Here is a 16069-nt window from a genome sequence, read left to right on the forward strand (position 1 = left end):
GCTACAGGAAGTGATTCAAAGTCTGCATTGGTCTGTGTTGAAACCCATTGTTCATAGAAATTGGGTCTTTTCAGATTTTGATGTTAAATGAGTATTAAAGAGGTATGTTATGGAATTATCGCCTTATATTTTGATTAAGAATTATGATAACGGAAAATTATATTTTAATTCTAAAAATAACCATTCATTTTTCATATCTAATAGATTATTGGAAAAAATAAATTTGGATCCTAAAATTGCGAGTCAATTTCAAGGTTACTTAGATAAAAATCACTATTTTAAAGAAAATTTAGAGTTAGAAAATAGTATAAAAAAATAGAGGAGATAGAAGATTCTATTGTTGAGCTTACTATTTTAGTACATGGTGATTGCAATTTTCGATGTAAATACTGTTATGAAAAATTTGAAAATATAGGTATTAGTGGACAAACAGAAGAAGCAATTAAAGATTTTGTAAAAAAAGTTTTGTTGGAAAAGAAACCAAAAATTTTTCATGTTTCTTGGTTCGGAGGAGAACCACTGTTAGGGATCAAGTCTATAATAAGCTTATCACAATATTTTCAAAATCTATCTATTGAGAATCAGGCATCGTATTCTTCTAGTATAACGACAAATGGCTACTTACTTACTAAGGGGAAGTTTAAGAGATTAGTAGAGGAATGTAGCGTTAGGAATTTTCAAATAACTATCGACGGGGATGAGGAGCATCATAATTTCCAAAGAGTGTTAAAGGGAGGTGGAGGATCTTACCAAAGAATATTAGAAAACTTGATATCCATGCAAGGCAGTGATTTGGACTATTCTTGTACCTTGAGGTTTAATATAACTAAAGAGAATCTAGAATCAGTTGAAAAATTTTTAGATGGTGATGGAAGAAGTTTCAAAGGTGATTCTAGATTTAATCTTCATTACCATAATGTTGGTAACTGGGGCTGTGGAGAACGATCTAAGGATTATAGTGTTACTATTCTTCCTAAAGATCTCACATTTGAACTTTCTAAGAAAGCAATAGAAAAAGGCTACAACGTTCCTTCTGTAAATACTGTTATCACTAATTTGTTTAACTGCTATGCTAATCGTCCTAATCACTATACCATTAATGTTAAGGGGATTATCCAATCATGTACAGTTGCTTTGTATGATGCCCAAAATATATTTGGAAGCGTACATACTAAATTAAATGAAAGAAAATTTAAATCTTGGAAATTACAATTTGATTCAAGATGTACAGACTGTCCGGTTGCGCTAATTTGTAAATCGGGTTATTGTCCTCCTGTTCATAATGGAGATAAAAGATGGAGATTTTGTGAGCAGATAAAGAGAAGGATAGACTCTAATTTAGACTTATTTTTAATGAATAATGAGTACAATGACTATCTTGATATTGAAGAAAGGAGGTGAGATTTAAAATGATAGTAACTGAGAATAAAAAACATGATACAGAGTTGGATCTTCATGAGCGTGATCATCACTGTAGCGGCGGGAATGATGATTAGTAGAGTATAAGACTAACAGCTAGTATTATCCTAAATCGAAGCAAAGAGATAGTCGTTAATTGTATTATAAACTAGCGTTTAGGATAATTTTTAGAAAGAATCTGACTCCTAAAAAGATAATTATTTGAGTAGGAGTCAGATTTTTTATTGAGAGGAGTAGGAGTGCTATGAAACTTTTTTCCTATATCAACAAAAGGGTATTTGTTTTATTTTTAGGAGGAATGCTAATCAACAGTGGGATTATCTTGATGAAGCCACTGTTACTGGCACGGTTGCTAAATATCCAAGAAGCGGACTTAAATTTAGAAACGATCGGAAGTTTTGTGAGTTTTGGATTTATTCTACATTTCTTATTTTACAGCGCGATGTTAATTGCTAATTACACTAGCAACCAGCTCCAATATAGTGTTTTGATTAGACTGAAAGATGAACTGTTGCAAAAACTTTTCTTAAATCAAGACTATATTAATGATGAGAAAGTGTCTATAATGACACAGGATATTGAGTTTTTGTATGAGAATTATCTACTACCATTAGATTTAATAGTAGGTAAATTTTTTTTATTGATGGCAACGATGATTTTTATATTAAAGCAAAATATGTTTTTGGGCACGGTCTTTATTGTCTTTTCATTTTTACGCCCCTTACCGCAATGGGTGATGAATGACAGGTTAAAAAAGAGTGGACAGGATTTTTCGAACCGTCAAAGAAGATTTCACGTAACAGTTGGTGATTTTTTTAGAGGCGAAGAGACTTTTCGTTATAATGGTGTGGTCAGAGAGCAGTTGCAATTTACTAATAAGATGAATCTGCTTTATGAAGAGTCTAGAAAGAAAAACGAATGGGTTAGTAATATTATTTATTTTTTCAATGGTCCCCTAGAATTTATCAGTCAGGTATTGCCACTAGGTTTGGGGCTATTTCTTCAGACTCAGGGAGTTAATATTACCTCGGTTAGCCTAGTGGCTATGTATATTGCAACCTTAAATTTAGGAAGCCCCTTACAGACAATCCTTTATTCTTTTTCGGACATTCAACGTTCTAAGGTAATCAGAGAAAAGATTTTTAGAATCCTTGAAAAAGAAGACATGAGCTACCAGTTGCCTAGGGTCCAAGCGATTTCTAGACTAGTTGTGAAAGGACTTGGGAAAAGGATAGGGGAGAGAACCTTGTTTGAGGATATTTCCTTTTGTCTTGAAAAAAATGAAAAATTACTTATTAAGGGAGCTAGTGGATCAGGTAAAAGTAGTTTGCTTCGCTTATTGGCTAGGTTAGATCACGTAGACTCAGGAGAAATTTATGTAGAGTGCAGTGATGGAACCATCTGTACAGACTATATTAGCAATCTTGCCTATCTTTCGCAAAATCCCTTTTTTGTTCATGGAACCATTAGAGAAAATTTAAACTTAGGTCAGCAGTTCTCGGACGCTACCTTGCTGACTGTTTTGGAACGTGTTGGACTTGTAGAGGAGATTGATGACATTTTAAATTATAATCTGGTGAATAATGGTGCCAATATTTCTGGAGGACAGAAACTTCGCCTGGAATTAGCAAGGTTTCTAATCAGACAAAAGGATATTGTTTTAGCAGATGAGATAACAGCAGCTCTAGACCGTGAGAATGCTGAAAAAGTCCGTCAAATAGTGTATAGTTTACCTGTTATCCTCATTGAGGTGGCACATGTCATTAGTGATGAAAGTGGTCATGATTATATCTTAGAATTATAGAAAAGCGAGTCAAATATTAGACTGAGTCGCTTATTCTTAATGAAGGTATTTTATTTTAAAAACAAGCCGACTTCTTCTGTTGAGAGTCAGCTTGTTTTTGTTAATATGGACTAAATCAATTCTAAAATGTCAATGCCATCGCGCTCTAGTCCTTCAGCAACAGGTTCACTGGTAATATATCCCTGGTAAGTGGTTACGCCTTCGCGCAGGCCTTGGTCTTCTAGGATAGCTTCTCGGAAGCCCTTATTGGCCAAGTCGAGGACATAAGGCAGGGTGACATTGGTCAGGGCGAGGGTAGAGGTTCTAGCGACTGCCCCTGGGATATTAGCAACTGCGTAATGAAGGACGCCGTGCTTCTCGTAGACGGGTTCTTGGTGGCTGGTTACCTTGTCCGCTGTCTCGACGACACCTCCCTGATCAACAGCAACATCGACAATCACTGAGCCGGGACGCATGGCTTTAACCATGTCTTCCGTTACTAATTTCGGTGCCTTAGCCCCAGGAATCAATACTGCTCCGATGACTAAGTCAGCCTCTTGTACCGCTTGGGCAATGTTGAAGGGGTTAGACATCAAGGTTTGGACTTGGTTGCCAAAGATGTCCTCTAGTTCAGCCAAACGGGCAGCACTGATATCAAGGATCGTGACCTGAGCTCCCAGACCGATTGCAATACGAGCAGCATGAGTCCCCACGACACCACCACCTATGATGGTGATTTTACCCTTAGGCACGCCAGGCACTCCACCGAGGAGGACACCTGAGCCGCCTTCTTGTTTGGTTAAGAAGTGGGCTCCGATTTGAACAGCCATACGACCTGCCACTTCACTCATAGGCACCAGAAGTGGCAGGGCGCCTTTAGCATTACGGACGGTTTCATAGGCGATACCGGTCGTTTTTGCTTCTAACATGGCATCTGCTAACTCAGGTGCTGGTGCCATATGAAGATAGGTAAAGAGTACCAGGCCTTCGCGTAGGAAGCCATACTCGGCTTCCAGAGGTTCTTTGACCTTGACCACCATCTCAGTAGCCCAAGCCTCTGCTGCTGTCGGAACAATGATCGCCCCCTGGTCTTGGTAATCAGCGTCTGTAAAACCTGACCCCAGTCCAGCACCCGTTTCAATATGAACCGTGTGGCCAGCAGTTACTAGGGCAAGCACCCCAGCAGGGGTTAGGGCAACACGGTTTTCGTGGTTTTTAATTTCTTTGGGAACACCGATAAGCATGGAAATACCTCTTTCAACTATGATAGATTTATTGTAAAAAAAATCTTAAGAGAATGCAAGTCTCAGCAAAAAATCCAACACACGAGAAACGCGTTCGCGTTGGGAGTGCCTATGTTCAGCTATAGAAATAAATTTTGGAGATGTGTTGTGAAAATGTGGGAAAACGTATTGACAAGGTTGGGGCACTATGGTATACTAATCAGGTAAAGCTGATTTAGCTCAGTCGGTAGAGCGCATCCATGGTAAGGATGAGGTCGCCGGTTCGATCCCGGCAATTAGCATGCGTGCGTCTTGAGGTTTTCAAGGCGCTTTTTTTGGAAATAAGGAGTTGGAGATGAAAAAGATTTGCTTTGTGTGTCTAGGAAATATCTGCCGCAGTCCTATGGCCGAATTTGTCATGAAATCCATGACGGATGCCTTTGAGGTGGAAAGTCGAGCGACTTCTGGTTGGGAGCATGGGCATCCGATTCATTCAGGGACTCAAGGAATTTTCACCAAATATGCCATTCCTTTTGATAGTGCCAAAGATTCGACTCAGATCAGTGAAGCTGACTTTGCTTACTTTGATGTGATCATTGGTATGGATGCGTCAAATGTTGCAAATCTTAAGAAACTCTCGGAGCCTAAGTATCATGATAAGATTTTTCAGTTTGACACAGAGTCTGTTCCTGATCCTTACTACACAGGTGACTTTGAAGACACCTATGCGCGTGTGGTGAGTGGTTGTCAAAAATGGATTGACCAGTTGTCTTAAGAGTCGTACAGTGAGCTAATTTACGTTTAGCTAACTTGATGTAATGAGCCCTCAGGGCTTGGGAGATGTTATGGAATTAGTTGCCTATTATTGGGAGCGTTTAAGGCCCCATCTGCACCGGCGAAATTTAGAGTTGGCTACAGTTGGATTGATTCTGCTTTGTGGCTTATTTGTCCTTCTGGCAAGTTTACCAAGGCAGGGAAACGTTAGCTATAAAGACGGGAGTCTCAATTACGAAGGGCAAATGGTTCGGCGAAAATTATCAGGCCAAGGAACCTTGACTTATGCTAATGGCAATGTTTACGAAGGGGACTTTAGCAACGGCAGTTTTAATGGCACGGGAGTTTTCCGTGCCAAGGACGGTTGGATTTATGAAGGCAGTTTTGTCAATGGTCTTGCGCACGGCAAAGGAAAACTGACGACTGAAACAGGTATCGTTTATGAAGGTGAGTTCGTGAAAGGAGTTTACCAAGATGCGGATTAAATGGTTTTCTCTTGTCCGAATTACAGGGATGGTTATGGTCCTGCTCTACCATTTTTGGCCCAGCATATTTCGGGGCGGTTTTGTCGGGGTGGATCTTTTCCTCACTTTTTCTGGTTTTTTAACGACAGCCTTGTTTTTAGAAGAGTTCAGCAACCACCAGAGAATCGATCTGATAGGTTTTTATAGGCGGCGTCTCTACCGGATTTTCCCACCTGTTTTTCTAATGATCCTGGTGGTGTTGCCTTTTACCCTTTTGATTCGGAGCGATTTTAGAGCTGGCCTAGCCTCTCAGATGGCTGCTGTTCTGGGATTTGTGACCAATTATTTTGAAATTGCGACAGGCGGTTCCTACGAAAATCAATTCGTGCCCCATCTTTTCGTTCATACGTGGACCTTGGCCATGGAGGTACAACTTTATCTGATTTGGGGCTTGGTTATCTGGGGCTTGAGTAAGCTCTCTGCTAACAAGGAACAGCTACGAGGCTTCATCTTTGTAGTAGCGAGTTTAGGTTTTCTTTTGACCTTTGTTCGTCTGATTCTTGCAAGTATTTCTACCATTAACTTATCCTGGGTTTATTACGCTACAGGCAAACATGGCTTTACCTTCTTTCTGGGCGCTATTTTGGCTTGCTTTATGGGGATGTATAAGCCGACTGTCCTGGTCAAGCAGCTCTTTCAGAAGCTTGATTTAACTAAGACCCTAGCCCTGTTTGCTGGCTCTAGCCTGGTGCTGGTTGCCCTGACTTTCTTCTTACAATTTGAAAGCGTTTGGACCTACTGGGTCGGTTTCTTACTGGCCAGCTTAGCTACCTTGGTCATGATTTTATCAGCCAGACAGCTCCATGAGTTGACGTTCAGTAGCACTGAGCCTGCTTTTTTGACCTATCTAGCTAATATCAGCTATGGCATTTACCTTTTTCATTGGCCGTTCTTAATCATCTTTTCTGAGATGGGTTCTAGAAGTTTGGCGGTTGGGTTGAGTCTACTATTTTCCTTTGTCTTTGCAAGCTTGTCCTTCTACCTTTTGGAACCCTTGATCATGGGGAAAGAGATTACCTTATTTGGGGTAGATTTGACCTTTAAAAATCCCAAAAAGACCTTGGCTATCATGGCCACTCCATTGGTATTGCTGGCTTTAATCCTTGTTCTTGTTTCGCCTCGTATCGGTGCCTTAGAGAAAGACTTGATGATACAGGGATTGGAGCAGGCTGATTCAAAAATGGTGCAGTTAAGGGCTCAAGTTGACGGTCAGAAGGCTTCGGACTACGGTGTGGTTGAGGGAGTCATGGTGATTGGGGACTCAGTAGCCCTTCGAGCAAGCGACGGGATAACCAAGGCTATGCCAGATGCCTTAGTCGATGGTGAAGTGAGTCGGACCTTGGAAGGTGCCTATGACATGATGATGGAAACAGCCAAGAACAAGGCCTTGCCTCAGACGGTTATTATTTCTGCGGGGACCAACACTGTCCAAGATTATCAGGACCAGTTGGATAGGATTGTCAAAGATATACCTCAGGGCCACTACCTGATTTTGGTGACACCTTACGACGGTCGTGTAGCGGGTAATCCTGGTGCGATTGCTAACTTGACCAGAGACTACGAGTTAACTTTAGCTGAAAAATACGACTGGATTACGGTCGCGGATTGGTACAAGGTCGCCAGCAATAATCCTAAAATTTGGCACTATACAGACTATGTGCATTTTGGCAGTGATAGCGATAGTATTGCAGATGGTCAGGCACTCTATGCCGAAATGTTGTCTAAAGCCATCGCTAAGGCTAAAGAAGGACCGGTTAAAAAACATAAATAAGGTTAAAGGAGGGAGATAATTTCTGCCTCTTTTTCTTATTGAGCCTTAGCAAGCCTTACCAGACAATCAAAGAAGAGAACTGTCAGAATTTTTTGTCGTTTTTATCGTAAAAACTCTTTTGCTGTGGTATAATAGAGAAATACAGTTAGGAGAGAGACAAGGAAGACATGAGTAGATTGATGCCAGGCCATATCCGCCATCAAGGGATTAGCCTCTATGAAGCACAAGCAATAACAGATGTTCAAGTTCAAACGGACAAGATTCTAGCAGCGATTGACGGTTGTCATCTGCAGTTCAGTTTTGACGACAGTGAGGTGTTATGCGACTGTACCCTGTTTGATCAAAAAGGTTTTTGTTCGCACCTGGCGGCCATAGAATATTACCTTAAAAATGATATTAAGGGACAATCCTTGGTGAAACAACTCCAGAATGGTTTAGTGGTCCAGGAGCAAGAAGCACATCAGAGGTCTAAAGCCAGCCTCTTTTTGGATCATGTATTGCAAGATCCTGAGATCAATGGAGTGACTTATCAGCTATCTGCAGAAGGCAAGTACCACCCCGCGGATCGGCAAATTTTGTGGACCCTGAAAATCTTACGTCTCCCTGATACTAGATCTTACATCATCAGGGATATTAAGAGCTTTTTAAAGTATCTTAATAGTGGTCAATCTTACCAACTGGGGAAAAATTACTATGAACCTTTAGGTGAGCTTCAATTTGATCCAGCTTCACAAGGATTACTCGTTTTTTTAAAGCGATTGATTCCGGATGCTGTCGGATTTGACAGTGATTTTGTTCTCCCTTATATGGGGCGATATCTGCGGCTCCCTCAAGGCTTTTTTGAGGAAGGTGTATCCCTTTTACAAGCTTTAGCTGACTTTCGTTTGGAACTGGAAGCAGATGTTTATGAAAGAGTGGCCTTCTTAGATTTAGATGGCGAAGCGGACCTTTTTGCTTTTAGGGTGATGGTAGAACAGAGCTTTATCCAGCTGGTTATGACAGAAAAAAGATATCAGTCTTTTTTTGATGGAAACTCTCTTTTTGAGGCTGGCAAATTCTACCAATTAAATCTTAGGCAGAGACAGCTTCTCAGGGCTTTTTCACAATTAGAAGGAAAAACAGGGGAGGAGAAAATCCTCCAGTTTGAATTTGAAGATAAGGATCGTCTCGCGCTTTTATTGAGAGAGCTGAGAACCATGGGGCCAGTTCAGGCGCCAAAACAATTTAAAATCCATGATTTTAGAGCTTTTTTTGAGTTTACCCTTCAGGCAGGGTATTGGATCGAGCTAGAAGTGGCGCTAGATTTTGAACGAGTTTGGGTCTCTCGGCAAGCTGATTTAGAAAAACTGCCTTTTTCAATTGACTATCAGCCCCTACTGAGAATCTGGTCGCTGATGGAGCAACATGGCTTTAAACCAGGTTTTAAGAGTCGGAAACACTTGGTTCACAGTCAGGATTTTTATGATTTTTATACAGTGATTCTACCAGCTTTTGAAGCTGTTGGCGAGGTTGTGCTGGCAGAAAATGTACGGGAAACATTCCAAGCCTCTCAAACCCAGATTCACTTAGATATGACTGGGAGTCTCCTGGACATTCAATTTGATTTCCAAGGGGTTGGTCGGGAGGAAATCCAATTTGCCTACCAAGCTTTACAGGCAGGACAGGCCTTTTACAGGAGTCGGACAGGTAAAGTTATCCTTTTTGATGAGGAAACCAAAGAGATCAATCAAACTTTGCGAGACTTAAGAGCCCAATTTCAACCGAGTGGTCACTTAAAAGTCTCTCATTTGGCAGCTTTTCAACTGTCACAATCTTTGGCTGGCCTACCAGGGGTCCATTTGTCCGACAAGGTTTCTGCCTTGATTGATCACTTACGCTTTCCAGAGCAGTTCCCGATAGCTGAGCTTCCTATTGAGGCAAACCTACGGGACTATCAGCTTCTGGGGGTTAAATGGATGACGATGTTGGCCCATTATGGCTTGGGTGGCATCTTGGCAGATGACATGGGGCTTGGTAAGACCCTTCAAACCATTGCGTTTTTAGCCAGTCATTTGAAAAAAGGCCAGCGCGCTCTGGTTCTAGCACCTTCTAGTTTGATTTACAATTGGCAAGATGAATTTCAACGCTTTGCACCGCAGTTAGATGTGGTTGTTTCATACGGCTCTAAGGCTCAGCGTCTGGCCCTTCTTGAGGAAGACCATCAGATTATTGTGACCTCCTATGCCTCCTTTAGGCAAGATTTTGAGCTTTTTCAAGATCGAGTGATCGACTGCTTGATTTTGGATGAGGCTCAGGTGATGAAAAATGACCAGACGAAGATTGCCAGTCATTTGAGAAAGTTTGAAACCAAGACTTGTTTTGCCCTATCAGGGACGCCCATTGAGAACCGCTTGACAGAACTATGGTCTATTTTCCAGATTGTCTTGCCAGGACTTTTACCGAGTAAGCGGGCTTTTAACCAGTTGACAGGCAAACAGGTCGCTAGGCTGATCCAGCCCTTTGTCTTGAGAAGGCGAAAGGAGGAAGTCTTGACAGAACTGCCAGACTTGATTGAGATGACCTGGAGTAATGAATTAACAGATGATCAGAAAGCAATTTATCTCGCTCAATTGGAACAGTTGAGAAAAGATATTTCAGTTTCTAGTGACCAAGAAATTAACCAGCGCAAGATAGAGATTCTTTCAGCCATCACCCGTCTGCGTCAAATTTGTAATACCCCTCAGCTCTTTTTGCCAGATTATCAAGGCGATAGTGGCAAGTTAGAGAGTCTGCGCCAGCTATTGACCCAAATCCAATCAGGCGGCCAGCGGGTACTCATTTTTTCACAGTTTAGGGGGATGTTGACTCTGATTGAGCAAGAGCTGAACCAGCTTGGTCTAAGCAGCTATACGATTACAGGTTCTACCAAGGCAAATGAGCGCCAGGAAATCACGCGCGCCTTCAACGCTGGAAGTCGGGATGCAGTTCTGATTTCCCTTAAGGCAGGAGGGGTTGGGATCAATCTAACGGGAGCAGATACGGTTATCTTGGTGGACCTCTGGTGGAATCCTGCAGTCGAAGACCAAGCTATCTCACGTGCCTACCGGATGGGCCAAAAGCGTAATGTGGAGTGCTACCGTCTAATCACGAGAGGAACAATTGAAGAAAAAATCCAGCAGCTTCAGGAAAGCAAGCGAGAGTTAATCACGACAGTCTTAGACGGTCAAGCAGGAGGTGGTAGCCTATCTGCAGAGGATATTCGAGAAATTTTAGGCTTGACCTCCCACTAATTTTGCATGCTACCTCAAAATAAGGTATAATGGAGAAGGACGCTTTCTAGATATTTGAAAGCTTATTGCTGGAAAGTGGCTGTTAAGAAACGATTGAAGTTGCAGAGAGGACTGCTATGGCTATCAGAGAACAATTTCCTTTGGTTGGAGATGATGAAATTCTCATTAGGGAGAACCCTACTATGGATTTATACAATGATTGGGACCTGATTTCTAATATCGAAGGTCCTTATGAGGATAAGCTATACAGGGAACATTCTTCTCTTGAACAGGACAATCAATTTCGAGCAAATCATTTAAAAAAGTTGAATGACCCCCCGGTTACAGAAGCCTATGTGCCCAGAAAAAAAGGGGATGTAAGGTCCTATTCTTATACTCAAGTCGCACGAGCTGAGGCAAGAGAAGACCTGAAGAAAAAAAGATCTGCTCCTTATCTTAACTTTGACAAACCGGGCTTTAAAAGTAAGGAATTGCCGAATCCTAAGCCTAGTCAAAAAGACAAAGATAAGGCCCAGGTCAATACGCTAACTCAGGCCGCTAATCGCTTGAAGCAGGAGACTTATATCACAGCTGAGATAAAACCAGTCTATCAGCATGTCCCACCTGTTAGCGATGATCAACCTAGAAAAAATAGCTATGACTTTTTGAAGACTAGTCAAGTCTATAATTATCAGGAAAGTCAGACTAAAAAGGAGAAAAAAGTCGCTCAAGAGCTTAATTTGACGCGATTTGAACAGTGGAAAAAATTATGACAAAAACCTATCATTTTATCGGAATCAAGGGATCGGGTATGTCTGCTCTTGCTCTCATGCTGCACCAAATGGGCCATAAGGTTCAAGGATCAGATGAGGACAAATACTATTTTACCCAGCGTGGGCTAGAGCAGGCTGGTATTGTGATCCTTCCGTTTACAACTGAAAATATTAGGCCAGATGTTGAATTGATCGCAGGAAATGCCTTTAAGGCTACTAACAATGTGGAAATTGCTTACGCAGAAGAAAAGGGCATCCCTTATCGTCGCTATCATGAATTCCTTGGAGAATTTATGAATGATTTTGTCAGTATGGGCGTTGCAGGGGCTCACGGTAAGACGTCTACAACAGGCCTTCTGTCTCACGTTTTGAGCAGCATAACCGATACCAGTTATCTGATTGGGGATGGGACAGGACGCGGGTCGGCTAGCGCCAAGCACTTTGTCTTCGAATCGGACGAGTATGAGCGTCACTTTATGCCTTACCATCCGGCTTACTCTATCATTACTAACATTGATTTTGATCATCCAGATTATTTCACCAGCTTAGAGGATGTTTGTAGTGCCTTTGATGACTACGCTAAGCAAGTGACACAGGGACTTTTCCTCTATGGCGAAGATGAGAATTTGCGCCAGCTGACAGCCCCTGTACCGATTTATTATTACGGTGCCTCAGAAGATAATGATTTTGTAGCTTATGATATCAAGCGTTCCACCCAAGGCTCCAGCTTCAAGGTCAAATATGGAGGAGAGGAACTAGGGCAGTTTAGTATTCCGACCTTTGGCCATCATAACGTTATGAATGCGACAGCAGTTATTGCTAATCTCTTCATCGCTGGTTTCGATTTGGATGAGGTCCGTAAACATCTGCCAACCTTTGCGGGGGTCAAACGCCGTTTCACGGAGAAAAAGGTCGATGAAACAGTGATTATTGATGATTTTGCCCACCATCCGACTGAAATTATTGCAACCATCGATGCGGCACGCCAGAAATACCCCTCTAAGGAAATCGTAGCAGTCTTCCAGCCGCACACCTTTACCAGAACCATTGCCTTGTTAGATGACTTTGCCACAGCCTTGGAGTTGGCAGACTCGGTCTATCTGGCTGAAATTTACGGCTCTGCCCGTGAAGTTGATAAGGGAGAGGTCAAGGTAGAAGACTTGGCTGCTAAAATCAGCAAGCCAGGTGCTGTGATTACAGTTGACAATGTTTCGCCACTCTTGAACCACGACAATGCTGTCTATGTCTTTATGGGAGCCGGCGATATTCAGTCTTACGAGTATTCCTTTGAACGTCTCCTATCGCAATTGACAAAGAATGTCCAGTGATATGTTAACCATTAGACACGCTCGTACAACGGATTTAGATCAGGTTGTAGCCATCGAGTCCGCCAATTTTAGTCCAGCAGAAGCCGCTACTCCAGAAGTGATGGAGCAGCGGATTGCTTTGATTTCAGATACTTTTTTGATTGCAGAAATCTCTGGTCAAATAGCAGGTTATGTAGTGGGACCTGTTATTGATCAGGAGATTCTTTCTGACGCTCTTTTTCATCAGACAGGATCAAATCCTCGGTCAGGAGGTTTCATAGCAATCACCAGTCTCTCTGTTGCCAGTGAGTTTAAGGGTCAAGGAGTGGGGACTGCCCTGCTAGCTACCTTGAAAGATTTAGCAGTAGCCGAGGAGCGTTTGGGCATTGCCTTGACCTGTCACGATGACCTGATTGCCTATTATGAAATGAATGGGTTTCAAAACCTGGGTTTGTCCCAATCAACCCACGGTGGCAGCATTTGGTATGATATGGTGTGGAAAAATCCTGAAAATGCCAACAAGCGTTGATAAATCTTGCTTTTGTAAGAGTTTTAGGATATAATGACTTGTAATTGTGTGAAAGGAGTTAGCAAGTGTCTGACAAACTAAACCCTAATGACAGAGAGCTAAGTTTTAAAGAGCGTATTTTGCGTGATTTAGAAATGCTCAAGTCACAAATTCCTGAAGAGGAAGATAACTCCCTGAGACCTGAATTTGATCAAAGTTACACGGAGAATGTTCATTCTGAAGAACAGAATGAAACGATTTTTTATGGTCAACCGGATGAGAGTCGAGGAGATGATACTGTCGCTCCGTCTTCAGATTATTCTGCCTTAAAAGAGCAACTGTTGGAGAAGTTAAACGCTAGTCATCTGGAGAAAGTTGTTGCTCAGGATGAAATTTTTACAGAAACCTCTCCTATAGAGAATGCATCTTCCGAGCAAAATGTAACTGGTTTTAAAGAGCTTCCTGATTTTGACTCAGAAGCAGACTATAATCAAAGAGAACAGTTTGCACACCAGACTCACAAGGTTGATTTAACCTTTAAGGCAGAGGCCACCTCGGATGAGGATTTTGTGGAAATTGAAAGGAGTGTCCCTCCTGTACCTAAGCGTGCTGTAGATAGTATCGCTCAAGATTTAGAAAGACCAGTTCACATGCATTCAGAACAGCCCGTTAGTCGACGGAGCCGCTCTCAGGTGGTTGAGAAAAAGCCCAAAAAAGCTAAGAAAAGTAAAACGAAGAGAATCGTTGCTGCTATTTTTGGAACCTTGTTATTAGCTCTGTTGGGTACAGCAGTAGCAGGCTACTTCTTTGTCCGTAGCAGTCTCGGTCCTGTTGATAGCAAGGCGACGGATTATTTACAAGTGGAGATACCTAGAGGTTCTTCGGTTAAGCAGATTGGTCAGACTCTAGAAAAAGCTGGCTTGATTCGGAATGCGACCGTTTTTGACCTCTATGTGAAATTCAATAATCATACAGGTTTCCAAAGCGGTTTCCATAATCTGCAAAAGAGCATGGACTTGGATACGATTATTGATACCCTCAAAAAAGAGGGGACAGAGGCTCCGGTTGTACCAGCTTTGGGTAAGGTGACTATTCCGGAAGGTTATACTTTGAAGCAGATTGCTACTGCAATTGAAGTGAATGCAGCATCAAGTAACCAAGAAAAATCACCGTTTACAGCGGATGAGTTTATGCAAGTAGTGACTGATGATGCCTTCATCAGTGAAATGCAAGCTAAGTACCCGGATCTTTTGGGAAGTCTACCGACAGCGGATACCGGAGTTCTCTACCGATTAGAAGGATACCTTTTCCCTGCGACCTACGAATACCAAAGCGAAACAACAGTTAAGCAATTAGCAGAGCAGATGCTGGCAGCGATGGATGCCAATTTGAGAGCCCACTATTCAACCATTGCAGCAAAAGGAATGACAGTTAATCAGGTCCTGACTCTAGCCTCTCTCGTTGAGAAGGAAGGATCGACAGATGAAGATCGTCAAAAGATTGCCAGTGTCTTCTTTAACCGACTTCAATGGGGAATGCCTCTCCAGTCCAATATTGCTGTGCTCTACGCGGAAGGTAAGCTTGGAGAGAAGGTTACGTTAGCAGAAGATGCTTCTATTAATACGCAGATTGATTCCCCTTATAATGTATATACAAGGCTCGGTTATATGCCTGGTCCTGTAGATAGTCCAAGCTTATCAGCGATTAAGGCAACCATTGAACCTGCGCAAACAGATTATGTCTATTTTGTAGCAGATGTAACGACTGGTCAAGTTTACTTTGCAAGGACGTTAGAAGAGCATGAAGTAAATGTTCAAACCTATGTGAATAGTAAAATTGAGTCGTCTACACCAGCCCAGTAAGATGAAACAAAATTATGTGCTTGTCACATAATTTTGTTTTCTGATTGATTATCAATATTATTTAGAAAAGAGATTTAAAGTAACTATGGCAGAAAAAACCTTTCCAATGACCTTGGCTGAAAAGCAGGAATTAGAAAAAGAATTAGAAGAGTTAAAATTAGTCCGTCGCCCTGAGATTGTAGAGCGTATCAAAATTGCCCGTTCTTATGGAGACTTGTCTGAGAACAGTGAATATGAAGCTGCAAAAGACGAGCAAGCCTTTGTTGAAGGTCAGATTTCTACGATTGAGCATCAGATTCGCTATGCAGAAATCGTGGATAGTGATGCGGTAGCAGCGGATGAAGTGGCTATCGGTAAGACGGTGACTATCCAAGAAGTAGGAGAGAAGGATCAAGAAATCTATACCATCGTTGGTGCAGCTTCTGCAGATGTTTTTGCAGGTAAAATTTCCAATGAAAGCCCAATGGGGAATGCTTTGATTGGAAACAAGGAGGGTGCCATCGTCACTATCCCAACACCGGCTGGCAGTTACGATGTGAAAATCGTTAAAGTCGAAAAGGCCAAATAAGCTTTTTACGGAGCAAAAATAATATAACTAGTAGAACCTATTAAGGCCTAGCCTATTTCAGTGGTTGTTAGACCGAGGGAATGGGCTAGGTTTTTGGTTAGATTGAGACTTGTGAATACTTGGCAATATTCGAAGAAAAGCGATCCAGCCTAGGAAACGAAGTTGATGATAGAACTGGAGTTCATCGAAGCAAGTTGACAAATGGTAGAAAAATAGAGGCCGGGCAAAAACTAGTTTCAAAATAAAACCACGCAGTGATTTCTGTCTTGAAAACAATCAAGATGAAAGAATCACTGTGTGGTTTTTGAA

13 protein-coding genes and 1 tRNA gene are annotated in these 16069 nt (G+C 41.9%); 13 read left to right on the top strand and 1 reads right to left on the bottom strand.

From position 1 onward, the window contains the following. Nucleotides 1-109 precede the first annotated feature (109 nt). The 3 genes from ABID29_RS11420 (at nt 110) to ABID29_RS11430 (ending at nt 3223) form a co-directional block, all read left to right on the top strand. A complete protein-coding gene (locus tag ABID29_RS11420; protein WP_354366248.1) occupies nt 110-319 on the top strand; it encodes a hypothetical protein in 210 nt (69 codons plus the stop codon). A gap of 98 nt (nt 320-417) precedes the next feature. Next, entirely contained in the window at nt 418-1401 is a 984-nt protein-coding gene (locus ABID29_RS11425; RefSeq protein ID WP_354366260.1) for a radical SAM protein, read from the top strand. 262 nt (nt 1402-1663) lie between these two features. Then, a complete protein-coding gene (locus ABID29_RS11430; RefSeq protein ID WP_354366249.1) occupies nt 1664-3223 on the top strand; it encodes an ABC transporter ATP-binding protein in 1560 nt (519 codons plus the stop codon). Between the two features lie 110 nt (nt 3224-3333). Here the strand turns inward: ABID29_RS11430 and ald are convergent, their stop codons facing one another. After that, on the bottom strand, nt 3334-4446 hold the full coding sequence (gene ald / locus ABID29_RS11435; protein WP_354366250.1) for an alanine dehydrogenase: 1113 nt from the start codon (nt 4444-4446) through the stop codon (nt 3334-3336). Nucleotides 4447-4654: 208 nt separating this feature from the next. Between ald and ABID29_RS11440 the strand changes: the two genes are divergently transcribed. The 10 genes from ABID29_RS11440 to greA all read left to right on the top strand — a co-directional run bounded on the left by ABID29_RS11440 (nt 4655) and on the right by greA (nt 15760). After that, nucleotides 4655-4727, top strand: a tRNA-Thr gene (locus ABID29_RS11440). 53 nt (nt 4728-4780) lie between these two features. After that, the gene (locus ABID29_RS11445; protein WP_354366251.1) at nt 4781-5200 is read left to right on the top strand and encodes a low molecular weight protein-tyrosine-phosphatase; all 420 of its coding nucleotides are present in this window, start codon (nt 4781-4783) and stop codon (nt 5198-5200) included. A 70-nt stretch (nt 5201-5270) separates the two neighbouring features. Next, entirely contained in the window at nt 5271-5684 is a 414-nt protein-coding gene (locus ABID29_RS11450; protein WP_354366252.1) for an MORN repeat-containing protein, read from the top strand. After that, nucleotides 5674-7494, top strand: a complete 1821-nt coding sequence (locus tag ABID29_RS11455; RefSeq protein ID WP_354366253.1) for an acyltransferase family protein — start codon at nt 5674-5676, stop codon at nt 7492-7494. The genes ABID29_RS11450 and ABID29_RS11455 overlap by 11 nt, the downstream gene beginning before the upstream one ends. Nucleotides 7495-7661: 167 nt before the next feature. Continuing rightward, nucleotides 7662-10763 (top strand): DEAD/DEAH box helicase, encoded by a 3102-nt coding sequence (locus ABID29_RS11460; RefSeq protein WP_354366254.1) that lies wholly within the window; start codon nt 7662-7664, stop codon nt 10761-10763. Between the two features lie 182 nt (nt 10764-10945). After that, a complete protein-coding gene (locus ABID29_RS11465) occupies nt 10946-11515 on the top strand; it encodes a cystathionine gamma-synthase (protein ID WP_354366255.1) in 570 nt (189 codons plus the stop codon). Then, the gene (gene murC / locus ABID29_RS11470) at nt 11512-12843 is read left to right on the top strand and encodes a UDP-N-acetylmuramate--L-alanine ligase (RefSeq protein ID WP_354366256.1); all 1332 of its coding nucleotides are present in this window, start codon (nt 11512-11514) and stop codon (nt 12841-12843) included. The genes ABID29_RS11465 and murC overlap by 4 nt, the downstream gene beginning before the upstream one ends. 1 nt (nt 12844) lies before the next feature. Then, entirely contained in the window at nt 12845-13351 is a 507-nt protein-coding gene (locus tag ABID29_RS11475; RefSeq protein WP_354366257.1) for a GNAT family N-acetyltransferase, read from the top strand. 65 nt (nt 13352-13416) lie between these two features. Beyond that, on the top strand, nt 13417-15192 hold the full coding sequence (gene mltG, locus ABID29_RS11480) for an endolytic transglycosylase MltG (protein WP_354366258.1): 1776 nt from the start codon (nt 13417-13419) through the stop codon (nt 15190-15192). Between the two features lie 85 nt (nt 15193-15277). Beyond that, nucleotides 15278-15760 (top strand): transcription elongation factor GreA, encoded by a 483-nt coding sequence (greA, locus tag ABID29_RS11485; RefSeq protein WP_354366259.1) that lies wholly within the window; start codon nt 15278-15280, stop codon nt 15758-15760. The last annotated feature ends 309 nt before the right edge of the window (nt 15761-16069 follow it).

Origin of the sequence: Streptococcus rupicaprae (assembly GCF_040545225.1) — a bacterium.
GTDB classification, from domain to species: domain Bacteria; phylum Bacillota; class Bacilli; order Lactobacillales; family Streptococcaceae; genus Streptococcus; species Streptococcus rupicaprae.

What these genes read in the sequence shown, in the direction of transcription:
- ABID29_RS11420 (WP_354366248.1), top strand. Translation starts at nt 110, where the DNA reads ATGGAATTATCGCCTTATATTTTGATTAAGAATTATGATAACGGAAAA.
- ABID29_RS11430 (WP_354366249.1), top strand. Translation starts at nt 1,664, where the DNA reads ATGAAACTTTTTTCCTATATCAACAAAAGGGTATTTGTTTTATTTTTA.
- ald (WP_354366250.1), bottom strand. Translation starts at nt 4,446, where the DNA reads ATGCTTATCGGTGTTCCCAAAGAAATTAAAAACCACGAAAACCGTGTT.
- ABID29_RS11445 (WP_354366251.1), top strand. Translation starts at nt 4,781, where the DNA reads ATGAAAAAGATTTGCTTTGTGTGTCTAGGAAATATCTGCCGCAGTCCT.
- ABID29_RS11450 (WP_354366252.1), top strand. Translation starts at nt 5,271, where the DNA reads ATGGAATTAGTTGCCTATTATTGGGAGCGTTTAAGGCCCCATCTGCAC.
- ABID29_RS11455 (WP_354366253.1), top strand. Translation starts at nt 5,674, where the DNA reads ATGCGGATTAAATGGTTTTCTCTTGTCCGAATTACAGGGATGGTTATG.
- ABID29_RS11460 (WP_354366254.1), top strand. Translation starts at nt 7,662, where the DNA reads ATGAGTAGATTGATGCCAGGCCATATCCGCCATCAAGGGATTAGCCTC.
- ABID29_RS11465 (WP_354366255.1), top strand. Translation starts at nt 10,946, where the DNA reads ATGGATTTATACAATGATTGGGACCTGATTTCTAATATCGAAGGTCCT.
- murC (WP_354366256.1), top strand. Translation starts at nt 11,512, where the DNA reads ATGACAAAAACCTATCATTTTATCGGAATCAAGGGATCGGGTATGTCT.
- ABID29_RS11475 (WP_354366257.1), top strand. Translation starts at nt 12,845, where the DNA reads ATGTTAACCATTAGACACGCTCGTACAACGGATTTAGATCAGGTTGTA.
- greA (WP_354366259.1), top strand. Translation starts at nt 15,278, where the DNA reads ATGGCAGAAAAAACCTTTCCAATGACCTTGGCTGAAAAGCAGGAATTA.